At 40.0% G+C, this 19406-nt stretch carries 16 protein-coding genes; 10 read left to right on the top strand and 6 right to left on the bottom strand.

The features are described 5' to 3' along the window. Nucleotides 1–58 precede the first annotated feature (58 nt). Nucleotides 59–1078 (top strand): quinone-dependent dihydroorotate dehydrogenase, encoded by a 1020-nt coding sequence (gene pyrD / locus Q0203_RS02865; protein ID WP_297929386.1) that lies wholly within the window; start codon nt 59–61, stop codon nt 1076–1078. 8 nt (nt 1079–1086) lie between these two features. Continuing rightward, nucleotides 1087–1923 carry a PHP domain-containing protein gene (locus Q0203_RS02860; protein ID WP_297929384.1) on the top strand — a complete coding sequence of 279 codons (837 nt, stop codon included), beginning with the start codon at nt 1087–1089 and terminating at the stop codon, nt 1921–1923. Nucleotides 1924–1970: 47 nt separating this feature from the next. Here Q0203_RS02860 and Q0203_RS02855 read toward each other — a convergent pair whose 3' ends face one another. Beyond that, nucleotides 1971–2867, bottom strand: coding sequence for a LysR substrate-binding domain-containing protein (locus Q0203_RS02855; RefSeq protein ID WP_297929382.1), 897 nt, complete (start codon nt 2865–2867; stop codon nt 1971–1973). A 98-nt stretch (nt 2868–2965) separates the two neighbouring features. Between Q0203_RS02855 and topA the strand changes: the two genes are divergently transcribed. After that, nucleotides 2966–5572 carry a type I DNA topoisomerase gene (gene topA, locus Q0203_RS02850; RefSeq protein WP_297929381.1) on the top strand — a complete coding sequence of 869 codons (2607 nt, stop codon included), beginning with the start codon at nt 2966–2968 and terminating at the stop codon, nt 5570–5572. 100 nt (nt 5573–5672) lie between these two features. On the opposite strand, the gene ftnA (Q0203_RS02845) is transcribed toward topA, so the two are convergent. From ftnA (Q0203_RS02845) to Q0203_RS02830, 4 genes are all read right to left on the bottom strand, one after another. Continuing rightward, nucleotides 5673–6173: a non-heme ferritin gene (ftnA, locus tag Q0203_RS02845; RefSeq protein WP_297929380.1), complete on the bottom strand. Its 501-nt coding sequence runs from the start codon at nt 6171–6173 to the stop codon at nt 5673–5675. Nucleotides 6174–6191: 18 nt separating this feature from the next. Continuing rightward, nucleotides 6192–6677, bottom strand: a complete 486-nt coding sequence (gene ftnA, locus Q0203_RS02840; protein ID WP_297929378.1) for a non-heme ferritin — start codon at nt 6675–6677, stop codon at nt 6192–6194. 1298 nt (nt 6678–7975) lie between these two features. Then, complete coding sequence (sbcB, locus tag Q0203_RS02835) at nt 7976–9400, bottom strand: exodeoxyribonuclease I (protein ID WP_297929376.1); 1425 nt, start codon at nt 9398–9400, stop codon at nt 7976–7978. 14 nt (nt 9401–9414) lie between these two features. Continuing rightward, nucleotides 9415–10287: a DMT family transporter gene (locus Q0203_RS02830; protein WP_297929374.1), complete on the bottom strand. Its 873-nt coding sequence runs from the start codon at nt 10285–10287 to the stop codon at nt 9415–9417. 226 nt (nt 10288–10513) lie between these two features. Here Q0203_RS02830 and Q0203_RS02825 point away from each other — a divergent pair, with 226 nt between their 5' ends. The 6 genes from Q0203_RS02825 (at nt 10514) to Q0203_RS02800 (ending at nt 15357) form a co-directional block, all read left to right on the top strand. Continuing rightward, a complete protein-coding gene (locus tag Q0203_RS02825; protein WP_295974176.1) occupies nt 10514–10924 on the top strand; it encodes a CidA/LrgA family protein in 411 nt (136 codons plus the stop codon). After that, a complete protein-coding gene (locus Q0203_RS02820) occupies nt 10921–11616 on the top strand; it encodes a CidB/LrgB family autolysis modulator (RefSeq protein WP_297929372.1) in 696 nt (231 codons plus the stop codon). Before Q0203_RS02825 ends, Q0203_RS02820 begins: the two co-directional genes overlap by 4 nt. A 1-nt stretch (nt 11617) precedes the next feature. Then, nucleotides 11618–12970: an anti-phage deoxyguanosine triphosphatase gene (locus Q0203_RS02815; protein ID WP_297929370.1), complete on the top strand. Its 1353-nt coding sequence runs from the start codon at nt 11618–11620 to the stop codon at nt 12968–12970. A 169-nt stretch (nt 12971–13139) separates the two neighbouring features. Then, on the top strand, nt 13140–14210 hold the full coding sequence (gene msrB, locus Q0203_RS02810) for a peptide-methionine (R)-S-oxide reductase MsrB (RefSeq protein ID WP_297929368.1): 1071 nt from the start codon (nt 13140–13142) through the stop codon (nt 14208–14210). Between the two features lie 3 nt (nt 14211–14213). Beyond that, a complete protein-coding gene (locus Q0203_RS02805) occupies nt 14214–14855 on the top strand; it encodes a cytochrome c biogenesis protein CcdA (RefSeq protein ID WP_297929366.1) in 642 nt (213 codons plus the stop codon). 25 nt (nt 14856–14880) lie between these two features. Next, nucleotides 14881–15357, top strand: coding sequence for a redoxin family protein (locus tag Q0203_RS02800; RefSeq protein ID WP_297929364.1), 477 nt, complete (start codon nt 14881–14883; stop codon nt 15355–15357). 63 nt (nt 15358–15420) lie between these two features. Here the strand turns inward: Q0203_RS02800 and Q0203_RS02795 are convergent, their stop codons facing one another. Beyond that, nucleotides 15421–17721: a TonB-dependent hemoglobin/transferrin/lactoferrin family receptor gene (locus tag Q0203_RS02795; protein WP_297929362.1), complete on the bottom strand. Its 2301-nt coding sequence runs from the start codon at nt 17719–17721 to the stop codon at nt 15421–15423. A gap of 313 nt (nt 17722–18034) precedes the next feature. Between Q0203_RS02795 and Q0203_RS02790 the strand changes: the two genes are divergently transcribed. Continuing rightward, the gene (locus tag Q0203_RS02790) at nt 18035–19249 is read left to right on the top strand and encodes a transferrin-binding protein-like solute binding protein (RefSeq protein WP_297929360.1); all 1215 of its coding nucleotides are present in this window, start codon (nt 18035–18037) and stop codon (nt 19247–19249) included. Nucleotides 19250–19406 lie beyond the last annotated feature (157 nt).

Raw genomic sequence — 19406 nt, 5'->3', positions numbered from 1 at the left:
ATTTAACCGCACTTTTTCTATTCCTTTCACAGTTAACTCTCCGGAGAGATAAACGAGTATGTATTCTTTCATTCGTAAAGGGATTTTTGCCCTTGATCCTGAAGATGCCCATAATTTAGTGATAAAAGCCCTTGGCTTAGCGGCATACCTACCATTTCATTTTCTCTTAAAACAACTTCTAAATTGCCCACAAGGCATGCCGAAAACCGTCATGGGCATTGAATTTAAAAATCCTATTGGTCTGGCAGCGGGCGCAGATAAAAACGCGGAAGCAATTGATGGGTTTGGTGCCATGGGATTTGGTTTTATTGAAGTGGGCACCGTAACGCCATTGGCGCAAGAGGGCAATGCCAAACCCCGCCAATTTCGTTTGATTGAGGCCGAAGGCATTATTAATCGAAACGGTTTCAATAATTATGGAATCGATCAGCTGATTGAAAATGTCAAAAAATCCCACTATGACGGCGTGCTAGGGATTAATATCGGTAAAAATAAACTGACGCCTTTAGAACAAGGGAAAGATGATTATCTGATTTGTTTGAATAAAGCCTATAACTATGCCGGTTATATCACCGTGAATATTTCTTCGCCTAATACGCCGGATTTACGTCAGTTACAATATGGTGATTATTTTGATGATTTGTTGAGAAGTATTAAATCCCGTCAACAAGAACTGGCTTCACAGCACGGCAAATATGTGCCGATTGCGGTAAAAATCGCCCCGGATTTGACGGAAAGCGAGCTAATTCAAATTGCCGATACCTTGCTGCGTCATAAAATGGATGGCGTGATTGCCACTAATACAACCATTTCTCGAGACAACGTCACAAACCTCCAAAATGCTGAACAGCAGGGCGGATTAAGCGGGAAGCCCTTGCAACATAAAAGTACGGAAATCATTAAACGATTACACCAAGAACTCAAAGGCCAAATCCCGATTATTGGCAGCGGTGGCATTGATGGTGTGCAAAATGCTCAAGAAAAAATCCAAGCCGGCGCCGAGCTTTTGCAAGTGTATTCCGGGTTGATTTATCACGGCCCGAAATTAGTGAAAGAGTTGGTTCAAGCGATTAAATAAGGAAAAACATGCTCAAATATGATCTACATTGCCATAGCACAGCTTCCGATGGGATACTATCGCCGACAGAGGTAGTTTTGCGTGCTCATGAAAAAGGCGTGAATGTACTGGCATTGACCGATCATGATACGGTAGCCGGCGTACCTGAAGCCCGTAAACAGGCTGAGGCGTTAGGCATTCAGCTCATTAATGGGGTAGAGTTATCGACCCTTTGGGAAGGTCATTCTATTCATATTGTGGGATTAGGGTTCGATCTTTCACATGAAAAAATGACCGCACTTTTGACTGAACAAGCGAATTTGCGGGATAGTCGAGCGCAGGAAATCGGGGCAAAGTTAGAAAAAATTGGTGTAGAGAATGCTTACGTAGAGGCAAAAAAATTAGCCGGCAATGGCGAAGTGACCCGAGCCCATTATGCCCGCCATTTAGTGCAAATCGGTAAAGTCTCTAATGATGGTCAAGCCTTTAAACGTTATTTGGGGCAGGGTAAATCAGCTTATGTCAAGCCGCAGTGGGTTGATATTCCAACAACCATCGACATTATTCATCAAGCCGGTGGGGTAGCCGTGTTTGCCCATCCGTTGCGTTATACCATGACTATGAAATGGGTACGAAAACTAACGGAGAGTTTTAAAGCCTGGGGCGGCGATGCCATTGAAATTTCCGGTTGCGGACAAAGCCGCGACCAGTATCAATTATTGGTAAAACTCGCGGAAGAACATCAACTCGCCGGCTCTATGGGGTCTGATTTTCATTTTCCTTGTGCGTGGGTGGAATTGGGCAAACTCGCACCGTTGCCGGAGCATATTCCTTTTGTTTTAGACATAAAAAATGACCTTGCTTAATTGCAAGGTCACGTAAAACGAAAATCCACTTAAAAACGACCGCACTTTTACGGTTTTGTCTTACATAAATCCAGCCGAGTAATAAAATCAATGAAGGCTTTGACTTTCGCTGACAAATGACGGCGGTGTGGATAAACAATATGTAAATCCAACTCTTGTTGTCGGTAATCCGCTAAAATTTCCACCAATTTTCCTGAAGCCAATTCTTCCTCCACAAAGAAGCGTGGTGTGTTAATAATGCCAACACCATCAACACACAATGAAGCAAGGGTTAAGCCATTATTACACACCAGTTTAGAACGCATTTTAATACGCTGAATTTTATTGTGTTTGTTAAATTCCCAATAAATTTGGTTGCCTGTGGCTTTGTATAAAAGGCAGTCGTGATGTTCTAATTCTTCCGGTGTTTGTGGTGTGCCATGCGTGGCTAAATATTCCGGTGAAGCGACGAAGTGCATTGAGGAGGTCGCAATTTTCTTTGCCACCAAGGAACTGTCTTGCAGATAACCAATACGCAACGCTAAATCAAATCCTTCGCTGACCAAATCAATCATACGATCGTTAAACTCAATTTCCATGTGTAAATTCGGATGGGTTTTAACAAAACTCGCTAAATTCGGCGTAATAAATCGCAAACCAAAATCCCGTGGGATAGAAACGGTTAAATTCCCTTGCAGAGAGGTGGTAAGATTGCTGATGCTGGATTCGGCTTCCTCCAATTCCAATAAAATGGGCTGACAATGTTGATAATAGAGGCTGCCGGCCTCCGTTGGCACAATCTTACGGGTGGTTCGTTGTAACAAACGTGTTTTTAACTGTTCTTCTAATTGAGAAACCAGTTTGCTTGCCATGGTAACCGAGATATTTTGCAATGCGGCCGCTTTGGTAAAACTTTGAGTTTCAATCACTTTGCAAAAAATTGAAATTGCGTTGAGTTTATCCATTTCTGATGCCTTTTGGAAAAAAGTAGTTGACCTACTTGAAGATAGTTAGCAATATAGCGGGCAATTTTATACAAGTTAATCGAAATTAGGTAATAATAATGACAAAATCCTTGGTTATTGTGGAGTCGCCTGCGAAGGCGAAAACCATTAATAAATATTTAGGAAACAATTATGTAGTGAAATCCAGCGTGGGCCATATTCGTGATTTGCCCACGGTGGGTTCCGCAACCGGAGAGAAAGCCAAACCTATTTCCACCAAAGGACTCAGCGCGGAAGAAAAGCAAGCGATAAAACAACAAAAAGAACAAGATGCTTTAGTCAAACGCATGGGGATCGACCCATATCACGGTTGGAAAGCCAACTATCAGATTTTACCCGGTAAAGAAAAAGTCGTTGCTGAACTGAAATCTCTCGCCAAAAAAGCTGATCATATTTATCTCGCCACCGACTTGGATAGAGAAGGAGAGGCCATTGCTTGGCATTTACGCGAGGTGATTGGCGGGGATGATGAACGCTATAGCCGTGTCGTCTTTAATGAAATTACGAAAAATGCCATTAAACAAGCCTTTGAACATCCTGAACATTTGAACATGGATCGGGTGAATGCGCAGCAAACACGCCGTTTCTTAGATCGTGTCGTCGGTTTTATGGTGTCACCGTTGCTTTGGAAAAAAGTGGCGCGTGGGTTATCTGCGGGCCGTGTGCAATCGGTCGCTGTGAAATTGATTGTAGAACGTGAGCGTGAGATTAAGGCGTTTGTGCCGCAAGAATATTGGGAAGTTTCTGTGTTAACCGACACCGCAAAACATGAACAGATTCGTTTGGATGTGGTGCAGTTTAAAGGTAAAAAATTTGAGCCGAAAAATGCGGAACAGGCACAAAGTGCGGTGGATTTTTTAGCTAAATCTGATTATGTCATTTCTGATTTAGAAACGAAACCGACCAGTTCTAAAGCGCGCGCACCGTTTATTACCTCAACATTACAACAAACAGCCAGCACCCGTTTAGGTTTTGGTGTGAAGAAAACCATGATGTTGGCACAGCGTTTATATGAAGCCGGTTATATTACTTATATGCGTACGGACTCCACTAATCTGAGTCAAGATGCGTTAAATATGGTGCGCAGTTATATCGAAAAACATTATGGTGTACCTTATTTGCCGACCAAGCCAAATTTCTATTCCAGCAAAGAAAACGCACAAGAAGCCCACGAGGCGATTCGTCCATCAGATATTCAAATTGGTTCGAATGATTTAGTGGGGATGGAAAAAGATGCTGTGCGTTTATATGATTTAATTTGGCGCCAGTTTGTAGCCTGCCAAATGCCGCCGGCTCAATATGACAGCACTACCTTAACAGTCAGAGCAGGGGATTACACCTTAACGGCCAAAGGGCGTATTTTACGCTTTGATGGTTGGACGAAGGTATTGCCACAATCCGGAAAATCAGCGGAAGATCAGGCTTTGCCTGATGTGGACGTAAATACCACACTGAATTTGTTAAGTGTGGAACCTCAACAGTATTTCACAAAACCACCGGCTCGTTTTTCTGAAGCTGCATTAGTAAAAGAGCTGGAAAAACGGGGGATTGGCCGACCTTCGACTTATGCGGCCATTATTTCTACGATTCAAGAACGCGGTTACGTGCGTACAGAAAATCGCCGTTTTTATGCAGAAAAAATGGGGGAAATTGTGACCGATCGCTTAAATCAGTCTTTTGCTGATTTAATGAGTTACGATTTCACTGCCAATATGGAAGATATATTAGACCAAATTGCTTCCGGTACAAAAGACTGGAAAACGGAATTAAACCAATTCTTCAAAGATTTTTCTACGCAGTTAACAAAGGCAGAATTAGATGAATTAGAAGGCGGAATGCGCCCGAATAATTTGGTCGAAACCGATATTGTTTGTCCGACTTGTGGCCGTAATATGGCAATTCGAACCGCCAGTACCGGTGTGTTTTTAGGTTGTACCGGATATGCCTTACCGCCAAAGGAACGTTGTAAAACCACCATTAACTTGATTCCGGAAGCCGAATTATTAAACGTGTTAGATGAAGCGTCCGAAACCAAAGCATTAATGGAGCGTAAGCGTTGCCCGAAATGTGGTACAGCAATGGATAGCTATATTCTTGATCCACATCGTAAATTGCATATTTGTGGTAATAATCCGAATTGTGACGGTTATTTAATTGAAGAAGGTAAATTCAAAATCAAAGGTTATGATGGCCCAGTTGTTGAATGTGATAAATGCGGCAGTGATATGCATCTAAAACTCGGTCGTTTTGGTAAATACATGGCTTGTACGCAATGTGATAACACTCGTAAGATTTTGAAAAATGGTGAAGTTGCGCCACCAAAAGAAGATCCGATTCATTTCCCGGAATTAAAATGTGAAAAATCCGATGCGTATTTTGTACTCCGTGATGGTGCCAGCGGTGTATTTATGTCTGCACATAATTTCCCAAAATCTCGCGAAACTCGCGCTCCGAAAGTGGCAGAATTGGCGTTGTATCGTGAGCGTTTACCGGAAAAATTGCGTTACTTAGCCGATGCACCACAATTCGATCCGGAAGGCAACGAAGCAATTATTCGTTTTAGCCGTAAAGAAAAACGTCAATATGTTACCTCTGAAAAAAATGGCAAAGCCACCAAATGGATTGTTGATTTTGTGGATGGCAAGTGGGTAGAGCGGAAGAAATAATTGCGTGGAGTAAATTTCATCTGATAATTTAGCATTTATCGGATGAGATATGATAAAAAAGGCTAAGTTGTAAAACCTAGCCTTTTTTGTTTTAGAAAGATTAGTTGCTTGCTGTTGCTAATTCCGCTAAATCTTTATCAACAAGGAACAAGCCTTTACCATCTTCACCAAGAAGATTTAATTTATCCAAAATACGACTGAATAATTTTTCTTCTTCATGTTGTTCTGCAACATACCATTGTAAGAAGTTGAATGCAGAGTAGTCTTTCTCTTCAAAAGTTCTACCGACCAACTCATTGATCTTACTGGTAATTAATTTTTCATGTTGATACGTTAATTCAAGAACTTCTTTTAATGATTTAAATTGATGTGGTGGCTCATCAATTTGAGTAATCACTGCCAACGCACCTGTTTCATTTAAATAGGTAAATAATTTGCGCATATGTTGCATTTCTTCGGCTGCATGCGCAGATAAAAATTTAGCCGCGCCTTCAAAACCTTGTTGTTCACACCATGCACTCATTTGTAAATATAAATTTGAAGAATAAAATTCCAAATTCATTTGGTCGTTTAATAGCTTAATTACATTATTTGATAACATTTTATTTCTCCTAAATTCTTATAACGTTTTTAATTCACGATCAATGTAGTAAAGTGCGGTGCCGCTTTCACCAAGAAGTTTGAATTTATCAACAATAGTGCTAAATAATTTTTCTTCTTCATGCTGTTCAGCCACATACCATTGTAAGAAGTTAAAAGTAGAGTAATCCTTTTCTGCAAAAGTACTCTCAACTAACTCATTAATTTTTGAGGTCACAAGTTTTTCGTGCTCAAGCGTTGTCTCAAAAACTTCTTTTAATGAAGTATAATCGTGTTTAGGTGCATCAATTTTACCTAATAAAGGCATTCCGCTGGTTTCACTGACATAAGTAAATAGCTTTTGCATATGTTCTAGTTCTTCATCAGCATGACGAAGTAAAAATGCTGCCGCACCTTCATAACCATGGTTATCACACCATGCGCTCATTTGTAAATAAACATTTGATGAATAAAATTCAAGGTTAATTTGTTCATTTAATTTGGTCGTAATTGCTTTGCTAAGCATAACTAACTCCTTTCCTTAATGATTTATAAGACAATCACAATACAACTTAATTTGCTGGGCGCATTCTATCCACCTAATTGATAATCGTCAAGCTATTTTTTCATTTATACGGGATAACTTATTAATTTTAAATGTATTTATAACAACAACTATTCTCATTTAGATATTTTTCTTGAAATGAATTCTCAATTGCAATCAGATTGACAGATTATGTATTTCGATAAAAAGAAGATGGTAAACATCTATATTGATTGTATGCATATCTCATTCAATTCTTCCTTCCTGAAAATAGATTTTAACGTCTAACGATGTTTAACGATTCAAAATCTCAAAAATCTCGACGCGATAATGTTACACGGTAATAAGAGTGGTGAAGTTAAATTGTGACTTTGATAATATTATATTTAACATAATATACATTATGCGAAATTAGTTATAAGGTGAGCGAAAGCTAAGGATTAAGAAGATCACAGAGTTATACACAAGTCACTCTTACTAGTTAAGCATGATGAAATCTAGGATTGATAAGGTATGTAACAAATAGAAAACTAAAGTTATAGACTGATGGATTAATATGTAAATGAATTGCAAAGGGATTATGGATATGGATTAATATGTTTAAAAATGTGCTAAAGCGCATCCAAAATGAATCTGCTATCGTTTTTCTTTTATTGGTATTGATATTTAGAAAATGATGCCATATATATTGGTAACGCTACGTTAAATCTGAAGTGTTTTTAACGATTTCCCTCTCCTATCTTGAGTTTTTAAAAATTAGACAAATAACAATCCATACATAAAACGTGCGGTTTTTTAGGCTCTTATAAGGACCTATACTTCGCAAGTTCCTCAAGGGACTTGTGAAAACTGGTCACCGTATTTATTTTCATATCACTATTTTAGTGAATCGTAGCGTGCAACTTGTTGCACGAAATCATGAATGCCTGAAAGCGTTAAATAACGTTCTGTGCGTATTTGGTCGTGCATCAAGATGCACGCTACGAACGAAATCACGAATTACACATCGGGGTTAATTATTCGTGCAACAAGTTGCACGCTACGAGGGGTTAGATAATCGTCCTATATGTTGAATTTTGGTTGTCAGCCTTTTGTTCATTATATAGCGAGGATTTTTTTCTGTTCATCGCTTAGCTATTTACGCATAGCGTATCGTTTTTATAGCTAGACTTTGGCTGGCTATAAAAAAACACACCATTTTCCGTGATGTGTTTTAAATAATTAGTGACGTTGTCTCTTTTCTTCTATTGAAAAAACATTAAAAAATTTAACCGCACTTTCTAACCAATGAGTTTACTGCCATATTCATAAACTTTTTGTAATAATATCAGCTTCTCTTCATTGTTTGCATGTTGTGCGGCTAATGCTTGAAGGCTTTGCTCAAATCGCAAAATTTCAGCCTCTAATTTTTTCCGGCGATATTTTTGCCATTTAATTTGTTCAGAACGGTTTAAGGTGCGATAAAAATGTCTGGCACGATAATGAAATAACAATTGAGGGATTCTTGGATCTTGAAAACTCAGATTATGTTCAGCAAGCTTTTCGGGCTCCAAAGTGCGTAAAATCGCCATATTGTTTTTATCTGCATCACTAAAAAAGCCATGATAAAGTGCAGTTTCAACATTATCAGAGGCTTCAAACTCACGTTCTTGTTGAAAAATATCCATGACTTTCTGACGAACATCCTTAGATGCCAACAAACGCTGTTGATTTTGCGCACACAACTCTCGATCAATCCCTAAACGTTCAGCGTTTTGCGGTAATAAGGTTTTTTCCGGTGCTACAATAGGACATTTATTAATATGAATGAGCTTTAACGGAACAGGAAGCACGCCAGCCTCTAACAATGTTTCTTTCTTCGTATAAAGATTTTCACGCAACTCCTCTGCCGATTTTGTTAGCAGATCATCAATATTGGCGGTTAAATCGCACGCAATCACCGCATTTTTATTCGTTGGATGCCATGCTAAAGGCGCAATTAATGTCGTATTTCCACGATAATTGCCTAACATCCCCGACACATGCACTAACGGTGTCATTTCTGCGGTATTAATGAGTTTTTCAATCTCTTTTTTTCCACGATTTTCAAAGAAATAGTGAAATAACTTTGGCTGTTTTTGCTTAATTAATTTTGCCATTTCGATAGTAGCATATACATCAGACATGGCATCATGCGCATTGGTATGCTCTACTCCATTGGCTTTTGTCAAATTTTCTAAACGAAAACTCGGCATACCTTCATCATCTAAAGGCCATTCAATGCCATCAGGACGCAAGGCATAACACGCACGCACTAAATCCAACAAATCCCAACGGGAATTACCGTTTTTCCAGCTATATTCATAAGGATCAATAAAATTACGATAAAAGGTATAGCGTGTCATTTCATCGTCATAACGAATATTATTAAAGCCCATAACACAGGTATTTGGTTGGATGAATTCCTGTAAAATTCGAGCGGCAAAATCCGGTTCCGGCAGGCCTTTTTCATTACACTCCTGTGGTGTAATGCCTGTCACTAACACAGCCTCCGGAGCAGGCAAATAATCGTTAGTTTGCTTGCAATACAACACAACGGGCTCGCCGATAATATTAAAATCCGCATCTGTACGAATACCGCCAAATTGCGCCGGGCGATCGGTTGCCGGATTGACACCAAAACTTTCATAGTCATAAATGAAAAAGCTGAAATCGTTTTTTGCCATTATTTTTCTCAAATTTAAGCCAAGATTTTATCGAGATAATACAAACAGAAAATTGCACACAAGCTGAATACAATGCCTAACCAGTTAATTTTACTGATTTTTTCTTTAAAAATTAATGCGCCGGTAATCGTACCTAAACAAATCACCCCAATGTTCATGCCGGCAAAAACCAATGTCGGATTCGAGCCAAAACTCTGGTGAGCTTTAATATAAAATAGAATATTGAAGAAATTCAGTACCCCTAAAATAATGCCGCCCACAACACTGGCGACATTCCATTGAGTTCGTTTGAATAACAAGTAAATGAACATAATGCAGGCTGCCAAGGAAAACGCAATGAATAACGTCGTTGGGAATGCTCCCCCACTTTTTGCGACTTGTTTAAACAAAATATCGATGATGCCATAGCCAAACCATACACCGACTAAGCCCAAAACACCTCGAAAAGCGACCGCACTTTGTTGATTCGGTTTACTTAAAAGGCAAAACAACCCGACAAATGCCAACACAATACCAACGACTTTTGATTGGCTTAGGGTTTCGTGGAAAATTAAAAACGCAGCGAGAATGGGTAAAAATAAGGATAAGCGTTGTGCCGCATCAGAACGTACAATGCCGGCGAATTCTACGGCTTTGGACATAATAATAAACACGCTTGGTAATAAAATACCCAATGCTAAGAAAATCGGCGTATTTTCGCTTTGTGCGATAAAGTCAGTAAATTCAAGCCCTTTGAAATCCGGTTTCAATAAAAACCAACTCAGTGACAACGCCACAATATAGTTAAAGGCAATGGCTTGTTGAATCTCGATATGACGTTTGCGCGCGACTTTTAGTAAGACAGACACCGCAACGCTGCAAAGAACAGCAATAATAAGGTTAAACATTTTTTATCCTAAATTTTACGATATAAAACAAGTGGGTGAAGTTTGCCAATTATCGTTATAGTGAGGCAATTTATCAACGATAAAATGAGGCTTTGAGGAGCCTATCTAACAAACGCAGAAAATTTGTCATAAAAAATTCCCCCGAAGTACTAACCTAAGTACTAAAATAGGCGTAGAATGACCTTACATCTTTATTTTAAAGTTTAAAAAAAAGTTGAGTTTGTTTATGTATCGGAAAGCGTTTGAATTAGCAAGATCGTTGCTCATTCTTTATCTTATGCTCTATCTTGGCGGTTTAGTCGCCCATTACGTACCTATTGGTATTCCATCGAGTATTTGGGGATTATTGCTGCTGTTTACCTGTTTGGTGTTACGTATCGTCAAAGTGGAATGGGTGATGTTTTCCTCCCGTCTTTTAATTCGTTATATGGCGTTATTATTTGTGCCGGTCAGTGTGGGAATCGTCAAATATTCCGGCTTGCTCATGGATCAAATGAAAGAATTATTAGTGCCGAATATTGTCAGTACTTGCGTGACCTTGGTTGTGATCGGTTTACTGTCCGACTATCTGTTTTCCCTCAAATCCTTTACACACCTCAAACATAAAATCATGAAAAAACGGGCGAAGGAGGAATGATGTCTTACCTTGTTTATGCTTATACATTATTGACAATTCTTGCTTTTGTTTTGGCGGTGAAAATCAATCAACGCTGGAAATCGGTGGTATTAAATAGCTTTGTGTTAACCGTGCTAATGTTAGTGGCTGTCTTGCTGGCATTTCATCTGCCTTATGACACCTATATGGCCGGTAATGCGCCGCTCAATAATTTATTGGGCGTGAGTATTGTGGCATTAGCAGTGCCGTTATATGAGCAACTTCGACAAATCAGCCGTCACTGGCAGATTATTTTAATTACCACTGTGTCCGCATCTCTCCTAGCCATGTTTAGTGGCGCCGTATTGGCATTACTTCTGGGGGCGAAACCGGATATTGTGGCGACCATTTTACCGAAATCTATTACTACACCGATTGCCATGGCAGTCTCTGAAAATTTGGGCGGGATTCCTTCGGTGGCAGCTGTTGGGGTCGTCGTTGCCGGTTTGCAAGGCTCCATTTTCGGCTATTTACTCTTAAAAAAAATCGGCTTAAAAAATCAAGAAGCGATCGGTTTATCCGTTGGGGCTGTTTCTCATGCGTTAGGCACGGTCAGTTGCATGGAAAATAATGCAAAAGCAGGGAGTTACAGTTCCATTTCTTTAGTATTGTGCGGTATCATTAGCTCAATTTTAGCACCTCTTGTCTTCAAATTGATCTACGCATTGGTATAGCATGAAAAATCAAATTAATCCCCGTTGGCAGCAACGTTTTATTGATGATAAACCACGGGAAAAAGACCACCGTCCGCCTTTTCGTCGTGATCGCGGACGTATTCTCCATTCTGCTGCTTTTCGTTGTTTACAGGCAAAAACGCAAATTCATGCCGTGGGCGAAAATGATTTTTACCGCACGCGATTAACCCATTCTTTGGAAGTGGCACAAATCGGCAGCAGCCTTGTGGCGCAACTCAAATTTGCTGAAGCCTTTGCGACCTTGGCACAACAACTGTCTCAGGATAAAAGCGAGTTGCAAAAGCAACTTAGCCCTTTGTTGCCTACCAATGATTTAATCGAAAGTTTGTGTTTTGCGCACGACATCGGCCATCCGCCTTTTGGGCATGGTGGCGAGGTCGCACTCAATTATATGATGCGTAATAATGGCGGTTTTGAAGGCAATGCGCAGACTTTTCGGTTGCTCACCAAGCTTGAACCTTACACGCCCAATGCGGGGATGAATTTAACCCGTCGTACCCTTCTTGGCATTGTGAAATACCCGACCATTTTGGATGTCTCTTCTGCGCAATATGATCAATTCGCTGAAAGCCAACACAGTGATCCTCGTTATGTCAAAATCGCTGACTGGCGACCGGGGAAAGGATTATTCCGTGACGATCTTGACATGTTTAACTGGTTGCTCGAACCGCTTTCTGACAGTGATCGTGCGTTATTCGGTTCACTCCAAAAAGTGCGGTCAAATCCGCAAGAGATTTTAAAGACGCGTTTTAAATCCCTCGACTGTAGCATTATGGAGCTGGCAGATGACATCGCTTATGGCGTTCATGATTTGGAGGACGCTATCGTCGTCGGTGTGGTCAATGTGCAGCAATGGCAAGAGGCCTTGAATGCATTGAAAGACTGTCAATCAGATTGGATGCGACAACATATTGAAGATATCAGTACAAAACTGTTTTCCGATCAACATTACTTACGCAAAAACGCTATCGGTGCGTTAGTAAATTATTTCATCACCAATGTGCGTTGGAAAATTCAGCCTGAATTTAGCGATCCGCTGTTGCGTTATAACGCCGAATTACCGGTGGAAGTGGTGGGTGTATTGAAAGTATTCAAAAATTTTGTCCAGAAATACGTGATCAATAACGTGGAAACGCAACGTGTAGAATACAAAGGTCAGCGTATTTTGACGGAGCTGTTCCAAATTTTTGATTCGGATCCGCAACGATTACTCCCAACCAATACAGCCAACCGCTGGCGGAATGCAGAAGAAAACGGTAAAAAACGCGTGATTTGCGATTACATTGCCGGCATGTCAGATGCGTATGCATTGAAAGTGTATCACCAGCTTTAAGCTCTTTTTCGCGCGTGTATGACATGGGATCATCCGCGCCCTTCTCCCCTCGCCTCATTCCTCTTTCTGTCTTTTTTGAAAAAAATATGTAAGTAATTTGTAGTCGCACCGTCTAACATAAATGAAAGGGTACCATTTTCATTATTTCATCTGTAATAAAGGAATTATTATGAAAAAATCAAAATTAGTCCTGATATTGACCGCACTTTTATCCTGTGCAGCAATCCCGACAAGTGTTATGGCAGAAAATCACGTTCAACCAACCATGGAGAAAAGCAACATGTCCGAAGCAACAAAAGATATCCACGAAATTTATTTAGCCGGTGGCTGTTTTTGGGGCATTGAAGCTTATATGGAGCGCATTTATGGCGTGGAAGATGCCGTGTCCGGCTATGCTAACGGCAAAGGTGACAAAACCAGTTATCAAATGATCGGTATTACGGATCACGCAGAAACGGTAAAAGTGACCTATGATCGCAATAAAATTTCGTTAGATAAATTATTGAAATATTATTTTCAAGTGATTGATCCGACCAGTGTCAACAAACAAGGTAATGACCGTGGCAGACAATATCGCACCGGTATTTATTATCAAGACGTCGCGGATAAAGCTGTGATTGAAAAAGAACTTGCCACACTGCAAGAAAAATACAAAAACAAAATTCAAATTGAAGTGGAACCGTTACGCAATTACGTGTTAGCGGAAGACTACCATCAGGATTATTTAAAGAAAAATCCGAATGGCTATTGCCACATCGATTTGGAACAAGCCAATAACGTCATTATTGACGAAAAAGACTATCCAAAACCAAGCGATGCAGAGCTCAAAGCAAAATTAACCCCGCTGCAATATAGCGTGACACAAAACAAAAATACCGAACATTCTTTCAGCAATGAGTATTGGGATAACTTCAAACCGGGCATCTATGTGGATGTCACCACGGGCGAACCGTTGTTCTCCTCTAAGGATAAATTTGAATCCGGCTGTGGTTGGCCGAGTTTTACCAAACCGATTGCTAAAGAGGTGGTAACTTATCAAGACGATCACAGCTTTAATATGCTCAGAACGGAAGTCATCAGCCGTAGCGGAAAAGCCCATTTAGGTCATGTGTTTGATGATGGCCCGAAAGATAAAGGCGGTTTACGCTATTGCATTAACAGCGCCTCCATCAAATTCATTCCATTGGAAGACATGGCAAAGGAAAACTATGGCTACCTGATTAATGCGGTGAAGGAGTAAAAGATGTTTGATCAGCAGTTATTAATCGGCACGGTTTTCCTTGCCGGTCTTGCCTCCTTTTTGTCGCCTTGTATCTTCCCCATTATTCCTATTTATTTTGGTATTTTGGCGAAAGGCGGCAGAAAGATTCTGAACACCTTTTTGTTCATTGCAGGCTTATCCTTAACCTTTGTGAGCCTTGGATTTAGCTTCGGTTTTCTAGGCAATTTGTTCTTTAATGATAACGTCAGAATCGTTGCCGGTATTATCGTCATTATTTTAGGGATTCACCAATTAGGCATTATCAAGTTGAATTTCTTAGAAAGAACCAAAGTGGTGGAAGTAAAAACCGAAGGGAAAAGTGCCTCCTTTGAAGCCTTTTTCCTCGGATTGACATTTAGTCTAGGTTGGACACCTTGTATCGGTCCGATTTTAGCATCCGTGTTGGCACTTTCCGGTGACGAAGGATCTGCATTATACGGTGCAGGAATGATGTTAGTTTATGTACTCGGTTTGGCTACCCCGTTTGTGCTGTTCTCTTTGTTTTCCCAAGAATTGCTCAAACGCAGCAAAGCACTGAATAAACACTTGGGTAAATTTAAAATTGTCGGCGGATTATTAATTATCGTCATGGGCGTTTTACTCATTACCAATAACTTACAATAACTTACGATAAAAGGACGTATTAACTATGAAAAAAATCATTGCATTATTATTAATGGCATTCAGCGTAAATAGCTTTGCCGAAGGAGAAAATACATTGAAAGACATTCAATTTAAGGACTTAAATAATAACGTGGTCACACTCGATCAAGTTACCACCAAAGGCAAACCGGTTTACGTTAAAACATGGGCGTCTTGGTGCCCGATTTGTCTTGCCGGTTTGGCGGAAATTAACGAACTGAGTGCCGATCAAAGCAAAAACTTTGACGTTATCACGATCGTTTCTCCGGGAGCCAAAGGCGAAAAGGAAACCCAAGATTTCATTGAGTGGTACAAAGGGTTGGATTACAAAAACATCATTGTGTTGCTCGATGAAAAGGGCGAAACCATTAAACGCGGCAAAGTGCGCGGTTATCCGTCCAGTTTAGTATTGGATGCCAATTTCACACTGCAAAAAACATTGCCGGGACATTTAGGCACCGCACAAATTAAACAATTATTTTAAGAAAAAAGCCCTGAGATATCAGGGCTTTCTCGTTTAGAATGACTTGAACTAAGTCTTGATAAATTAGAAACGAATTTCAATAGAACCGGCAACATTGCGTCCCGGTGCATAAAAACGTTCTAACCCTTTTCCTTCTTTATCTACCGAATCAGTGGTGCTCACTTTATTAATTCCACGTAAAGTATCCCATGTGTGATATTTACGATTCAATATGTTATACACCCCGGCTCGTAATGTGACATGACGATTGACTTTATAAAAGCCATATAAATCGAATAACACGGCGGAACCATTAAGATATGGATAGGTTTTAACCTCTCTCACAAAATTTGAGGTATATTGGACAACTTGCGCATCTTTGGCTTTTTTCGCCCCAAGATAGCTTGCTTTGGCATTAATGCCCCAACGGTCATTCGGATCTTCATAACCAACGCCTAAAATGACTTTAATCGGCTGAATAGACAGCAAACTTGCTTCCGTGCCACTTAATTTTCCTTTGGCATAACCAAGATTAGCAAGGAATTTCCAGACTTGTGGAATTGTCGAAATCACCTGATCTAAGTTAACTTTACTGTTGAACTCCAAACCGGAAATTCGCGCACGATCAATATTGACTGCTTGCTGTGCAATGGTGGTGTAATAAGGCTGCTGACCATAGCTGGCACTATGCGAATTATAAAATTTATTCCATTTTTTATAGGTTGATTCCTGTTCAGTGAGGAAGTTTTTATATCGGGTATGATAAACATTTAGCCCAAAGAGACCTAATTGATGCGCCGCTTGAATGTGAATAGACTGATTTAATGCCTGTTCAGCTTTTAAATCCGGATTCGGAATCCAGTTACCGGCAGGATGTTCATAAGAAAAATACATTTCAGATGCTGTTGGAATACGGAAACCGCTGGAAACGTTATAACCGACTTTCCAAATATCATTAAGTTGTGCGTCTAGCCCTAATGATCCACTTAGACTTTGAAAGGTATTTGAAGCCGGTTTACGACTACAAGCACGGCAAGTGGCTTTTAAATCCTGTGGTACTAATTCGTCCCAGTCATAACGAACGCCTAATTGACTAGAGAACATATCATTCCATGTAACGCTATCTTGTAATTGAGCAAAAAACGAACGTGTTCTTACCGGATGCTGAATAGATTCGCTATCTTTTGCACTACTGTCTTTATCGTTGGGATATTCATGGTTGTTACGGTTATCAAAATCTTTTTGCGAAATTCCACTTCTTAATGTGAATTGATGACTTCCCCAAGGGCTTTCCCATGGCATAAGCTCAGCACGTAATGAGGCACGCATAAAACGTGTATTCATATGCGTATCTTGAATTTCATATAAATGCTTTTGCGGTAAAAGTTTTGTCAAATCAGAATTATAGCGTCGTCCGCCTTTATAGTTTTTTGAACCAATATCTGTTTTTTGCCAATCTAAATCGGTTCTTAAATAACTTAACCAACGATTATTTTCCGGAAAATATTCATAGGCTAAATTGGCGTTATAGCGTTTTCCAATATCTTTAGACTCACGCCAAGAACTGAGATTGAGCGTATAAGATTTTTCATCAATAAAATTATCCGCACTTTGACCGTTAAATGACGCACTCACACGATGTGACGGCGTAATAAAATACCCCATCTTTGCTAAATAACTGTGATTTTTATGATGTGCAGGATCAGGAATACCTCGCGCGTTCCCTGTAATATCTTCCCCACTACCACGACTTTTCATTTCGTGTCCATCACGATAAGAATAAAGTAATGTTGCATCAAATTTATCATCTTTATAGGCAACACCTAATGTGTTTGTCCATTCGCGATTTTTACTGGCATAACCATTTTTAAGCAATACACCCCACTTTTGTTCCGGCAGAATAATATCATCTGCCCCTAAAGTGCGGTAATTTACTGAACCGCCTAATGAACCACTTCCGGCATTGAAAGAATCCGCACCACGCATAATATCAATGCCTTGCACCAATTCAGGATCGATACTCAAACGTGAACTATTAAAATTACCATAACGCGCATAAAGTGAATTTTCTTCTGAATCAGGTAAATTCACCCCATCAATACTAATACCAACGCGATTGCCTTCAACGCCACGCATCGCAAAGCCTTTATTACGCCGACCATTATCACTAATGCCGACATCGGTGGCATAACGCACCAAGTCATAATTATCCGCGATCAGCTCTTCTTGAATCACTTTACGTGTCTTTTTGATTTGATTCGCTTTGACTTCAGTCGCATTTCCATCAACGGTAATAGTATCTAATTCGGTTTGTTCTCCTGCATATGCTTGCAAAGCTACTAGCACGCATAATGCACCTAAGGAAAGAGGATATTTAAGAGGCATATATTCACCTGAGAGTTTATTAAGTAATACTGCGAGAAAGTTTACAAAAATCAGATAAATTTGACAATACTATTGCAAATTATTCTCATTTTTCATATGATTATATCGCTGTCTATTTAATCTATAAACTCATTTAAAGGACTTTCCTATGAATAAACTTCAACCCTCAATCATTGCACTCTCTTGTATTATGGCATTAAGTGCGTGTTCTTCCAGTTCAAAAGGCGGTACAGACAATTCTGAACAAATTCGTCAAACCGAAATTGAACTCAACCAAAAAATTGCAGAAGCCAATAAAAAAGCGGAAGCTGCCGTGAAAAAGGCGGAAGAAGCAGCAAAAGCGAATAGCCAAAAACAAACTGAGTCAGACAAAAAAGCTGAAGAGGCAACTCAAACAGAAAAACCACAAAGCCAACAACCTGACACAGAGAAAAATGCTGCTCAAGAAGCACTGAAAAAAGCGGAAGAGGACGCTAAAGCCGCACTAGCCAATAATCAAAAGACTGAAGCTGAGAAAAATGCTGCTCAAGAAGCACTGAAAAAAGCCGAAGAGGCCGCTAAAGCTGCACAAGCAAGCACCCAAAAAACTGAAGCTGAGAAAAAAGCCGCTCAAGAGGCATTGAAAAAAGCCGAAGAGGCAGCCAAAGCTGCACAAGCTAATAGCCAAAAGACTGAAGCTGAAAAAAACGCTGCACAAGAGGCATTAAAAAAAGCCGAAGAGGCTGCCAAAGCGGCACAAGCTAACAGCCAAAAAACTGAATCAGAGAAAAATGCTGCTCAAGAAGCACAGAAAGAGGCTGAAAAACGTTTAAAACAATTAGAAACGTTACAAGCTAATGAAAAATCACGTATTCCGCTCAGTGATAAAATTTTTGGTGGCGCTAGTGGTGAAATGACGGAAACAATTTCCGGCGGCACGTTAGTCGGCAAACAAAATAGCCCTGCCCGTCTTTTAACAAGAGATATCCGTGATCTGGCCATCATTGATGAAAATGGCAAAATTGTTGATATCAATATTCTAAGAAGAGCCGGAGAGATGGATCCAGAGAGTTATGAAGCCTATGATGATCCCTATAATCTCCGAAAAGAACGCCAAACTATTTTAAGTAATAATAACTTTAAATCCAGTGCATTCGGAACCTATGTTGACAATCGAACCGGCAACCAATACTTCTTTGCCCAAGGTCTGCCGACCGTTGTTGCGCAAATTCCGACTGCAGGTATCGCTGAATATAAAGGAGGTGCTGTTTATAAGAAAGATGGCGATAGAAATTTCAGTGAGAGAACTGAAATGAAAGCGACCGCTGATTTTGCCAATAAAGTCATTGACATTAATATCATGAAGAAAACCAATGCCGTGCCGGAAATGCATTTTGGTGGTAAAATTACCGCGAATAGCTTTGCCGGTGAAGTAAATGGTATCAAAACCCAAGGTGGATTCTTCGGTGAAAATGCTCAAGAAATGGGTGGGTTATTCACCAATGAGGCGGATCAATCTCGCGGTGCATTTGGTGGTATAAAACAATAATATTGCCATAACGCGATCAAAAAAACCTGTGACTGAGAAACACTCAGCACAGGTTTTTTATTATACCTATTGCACGAATGATTAACCTCGAATGCGTAATTTACGATTTCGTGCGTAGCGTGCATCTTGATGCACGACCAAATCATGCACTAGGCGT

The organism is uncultured Aggregatibacter sp., assembly GCF_938046485.1.
Classification (GTDB): Bacteria; Pseudomonadota; Gammaproteobacteria; order Enterobacterales; family Pasteurellaceae; genus Aggregatibacter.
This window is presented reverse-complemented; position numbering and strand designations above follow the sequence as displayed.

Excerpts from the sequence above, each read along its gene's own strand:
- Q0203_RS02860 (WP_297929384.1), top strand. The coding sequence starts at position 1,087 with ATGCTCAAATATGATCTACATTGCCATAGCACAGCTTCCGATGGGATA.
- Q0203_RS02815 (WP_297929370.1), top strand. The coding sequence starts at position 11,618 with ATGAAAAATCAAATTAATCCCCGTTGGCAGCAACGTTTTATTGATGAT.
- Q0203_RS02820 (WP_297929372.1), top strand. The coding sequence starts at position 10,921 with ATGATGTCTTACCTTGTTTATGCTTATACATTATTGACAATTCTTGCT.
- Q0203_RS02800 (WP_297929364.1), top strand. The coding sequence starts at position 14,881 with ATGAAAAAAATCATTGCATTATTATTAATGGCATTCAGCGTAAATAGC.
- Q0203_RS02830 (WP_297929374.1), bottom strand. The coding sequence starts at position 10,287 with ATGTTTAACCTTATTATTGCTGTTCTTTGCAGCGTTGCGGTGTCTGTC.
- Q0203_RS02855 (WP_297929382.1), bottom strand. The coding sequence starts at position 2,867 with ATGGATAAACTCAACGCAATTTCAATTTTTTGCAAAGTGATTGAAACT.
- ftnA (WP_297929380.1), bottom strand. The coding sequence starts at position 6,173 with ATGTTATCAAATAATGTAATTAAGCTATTAAACGACCAAATGAATTTG.
- ftnA (WP_297929378.1), bottom strand. The coding sequence starts at position 6,677 with ATGCTTAGCAAAGCAATTACGACCAAATTAAATGAACAAATTAACCTT.
- msrB (WP_297929368.1), top strand. The coding sequence starts at position 13,140 with ATGAAAAAATCAAAATTAGTCCTGATATTGACCGCACTTTTATCCTGT.
- sbcB (WP_297929376.1), bottom strand. The coding sequence starts at position 9,400 with ATGGCAAAAAACGATTTCAGCTTTTTCATTTATGACTATGAAAGTTTT.
- Q0203_RS02825 (WP_295974176.1), top strand. The coding sequence starts at position 10,514 with ATGTATCGGAAAGCGTTTGAATTAGCAAGATCGTTGCTCATTCTTTAT.
- pyrD (WP_297929386.1), top strand. The coding sequence starts at position 59 with ATGTATTCTTTCATTCGTAAAGGGATTTTTGCCCTTGATCCTGAAGAT.
- Q0203_RS02795 (WP_297929362.1), bottom strand. The coding sequence starts at position 17,721 with ATGCCTCTTAAATATCCTCTTTCCTTAGGTGCATTATGCGTGCTAGTA.
- topA (WP_297929381.1), top strand. The coding sequence starts at position 2,966 with ATGACAAAATCCTTGGTTATTGTGGAGTCGCCTGCGAAGGCGAAAACC.
- Q0203_RS02805 (WP_297929366.1), top strand. The coding sequence starts at position 14,214 with ATGTTTGATCAGCAGTTATTAATCGGCACGGTTTTCCTTGCCGGTCTT.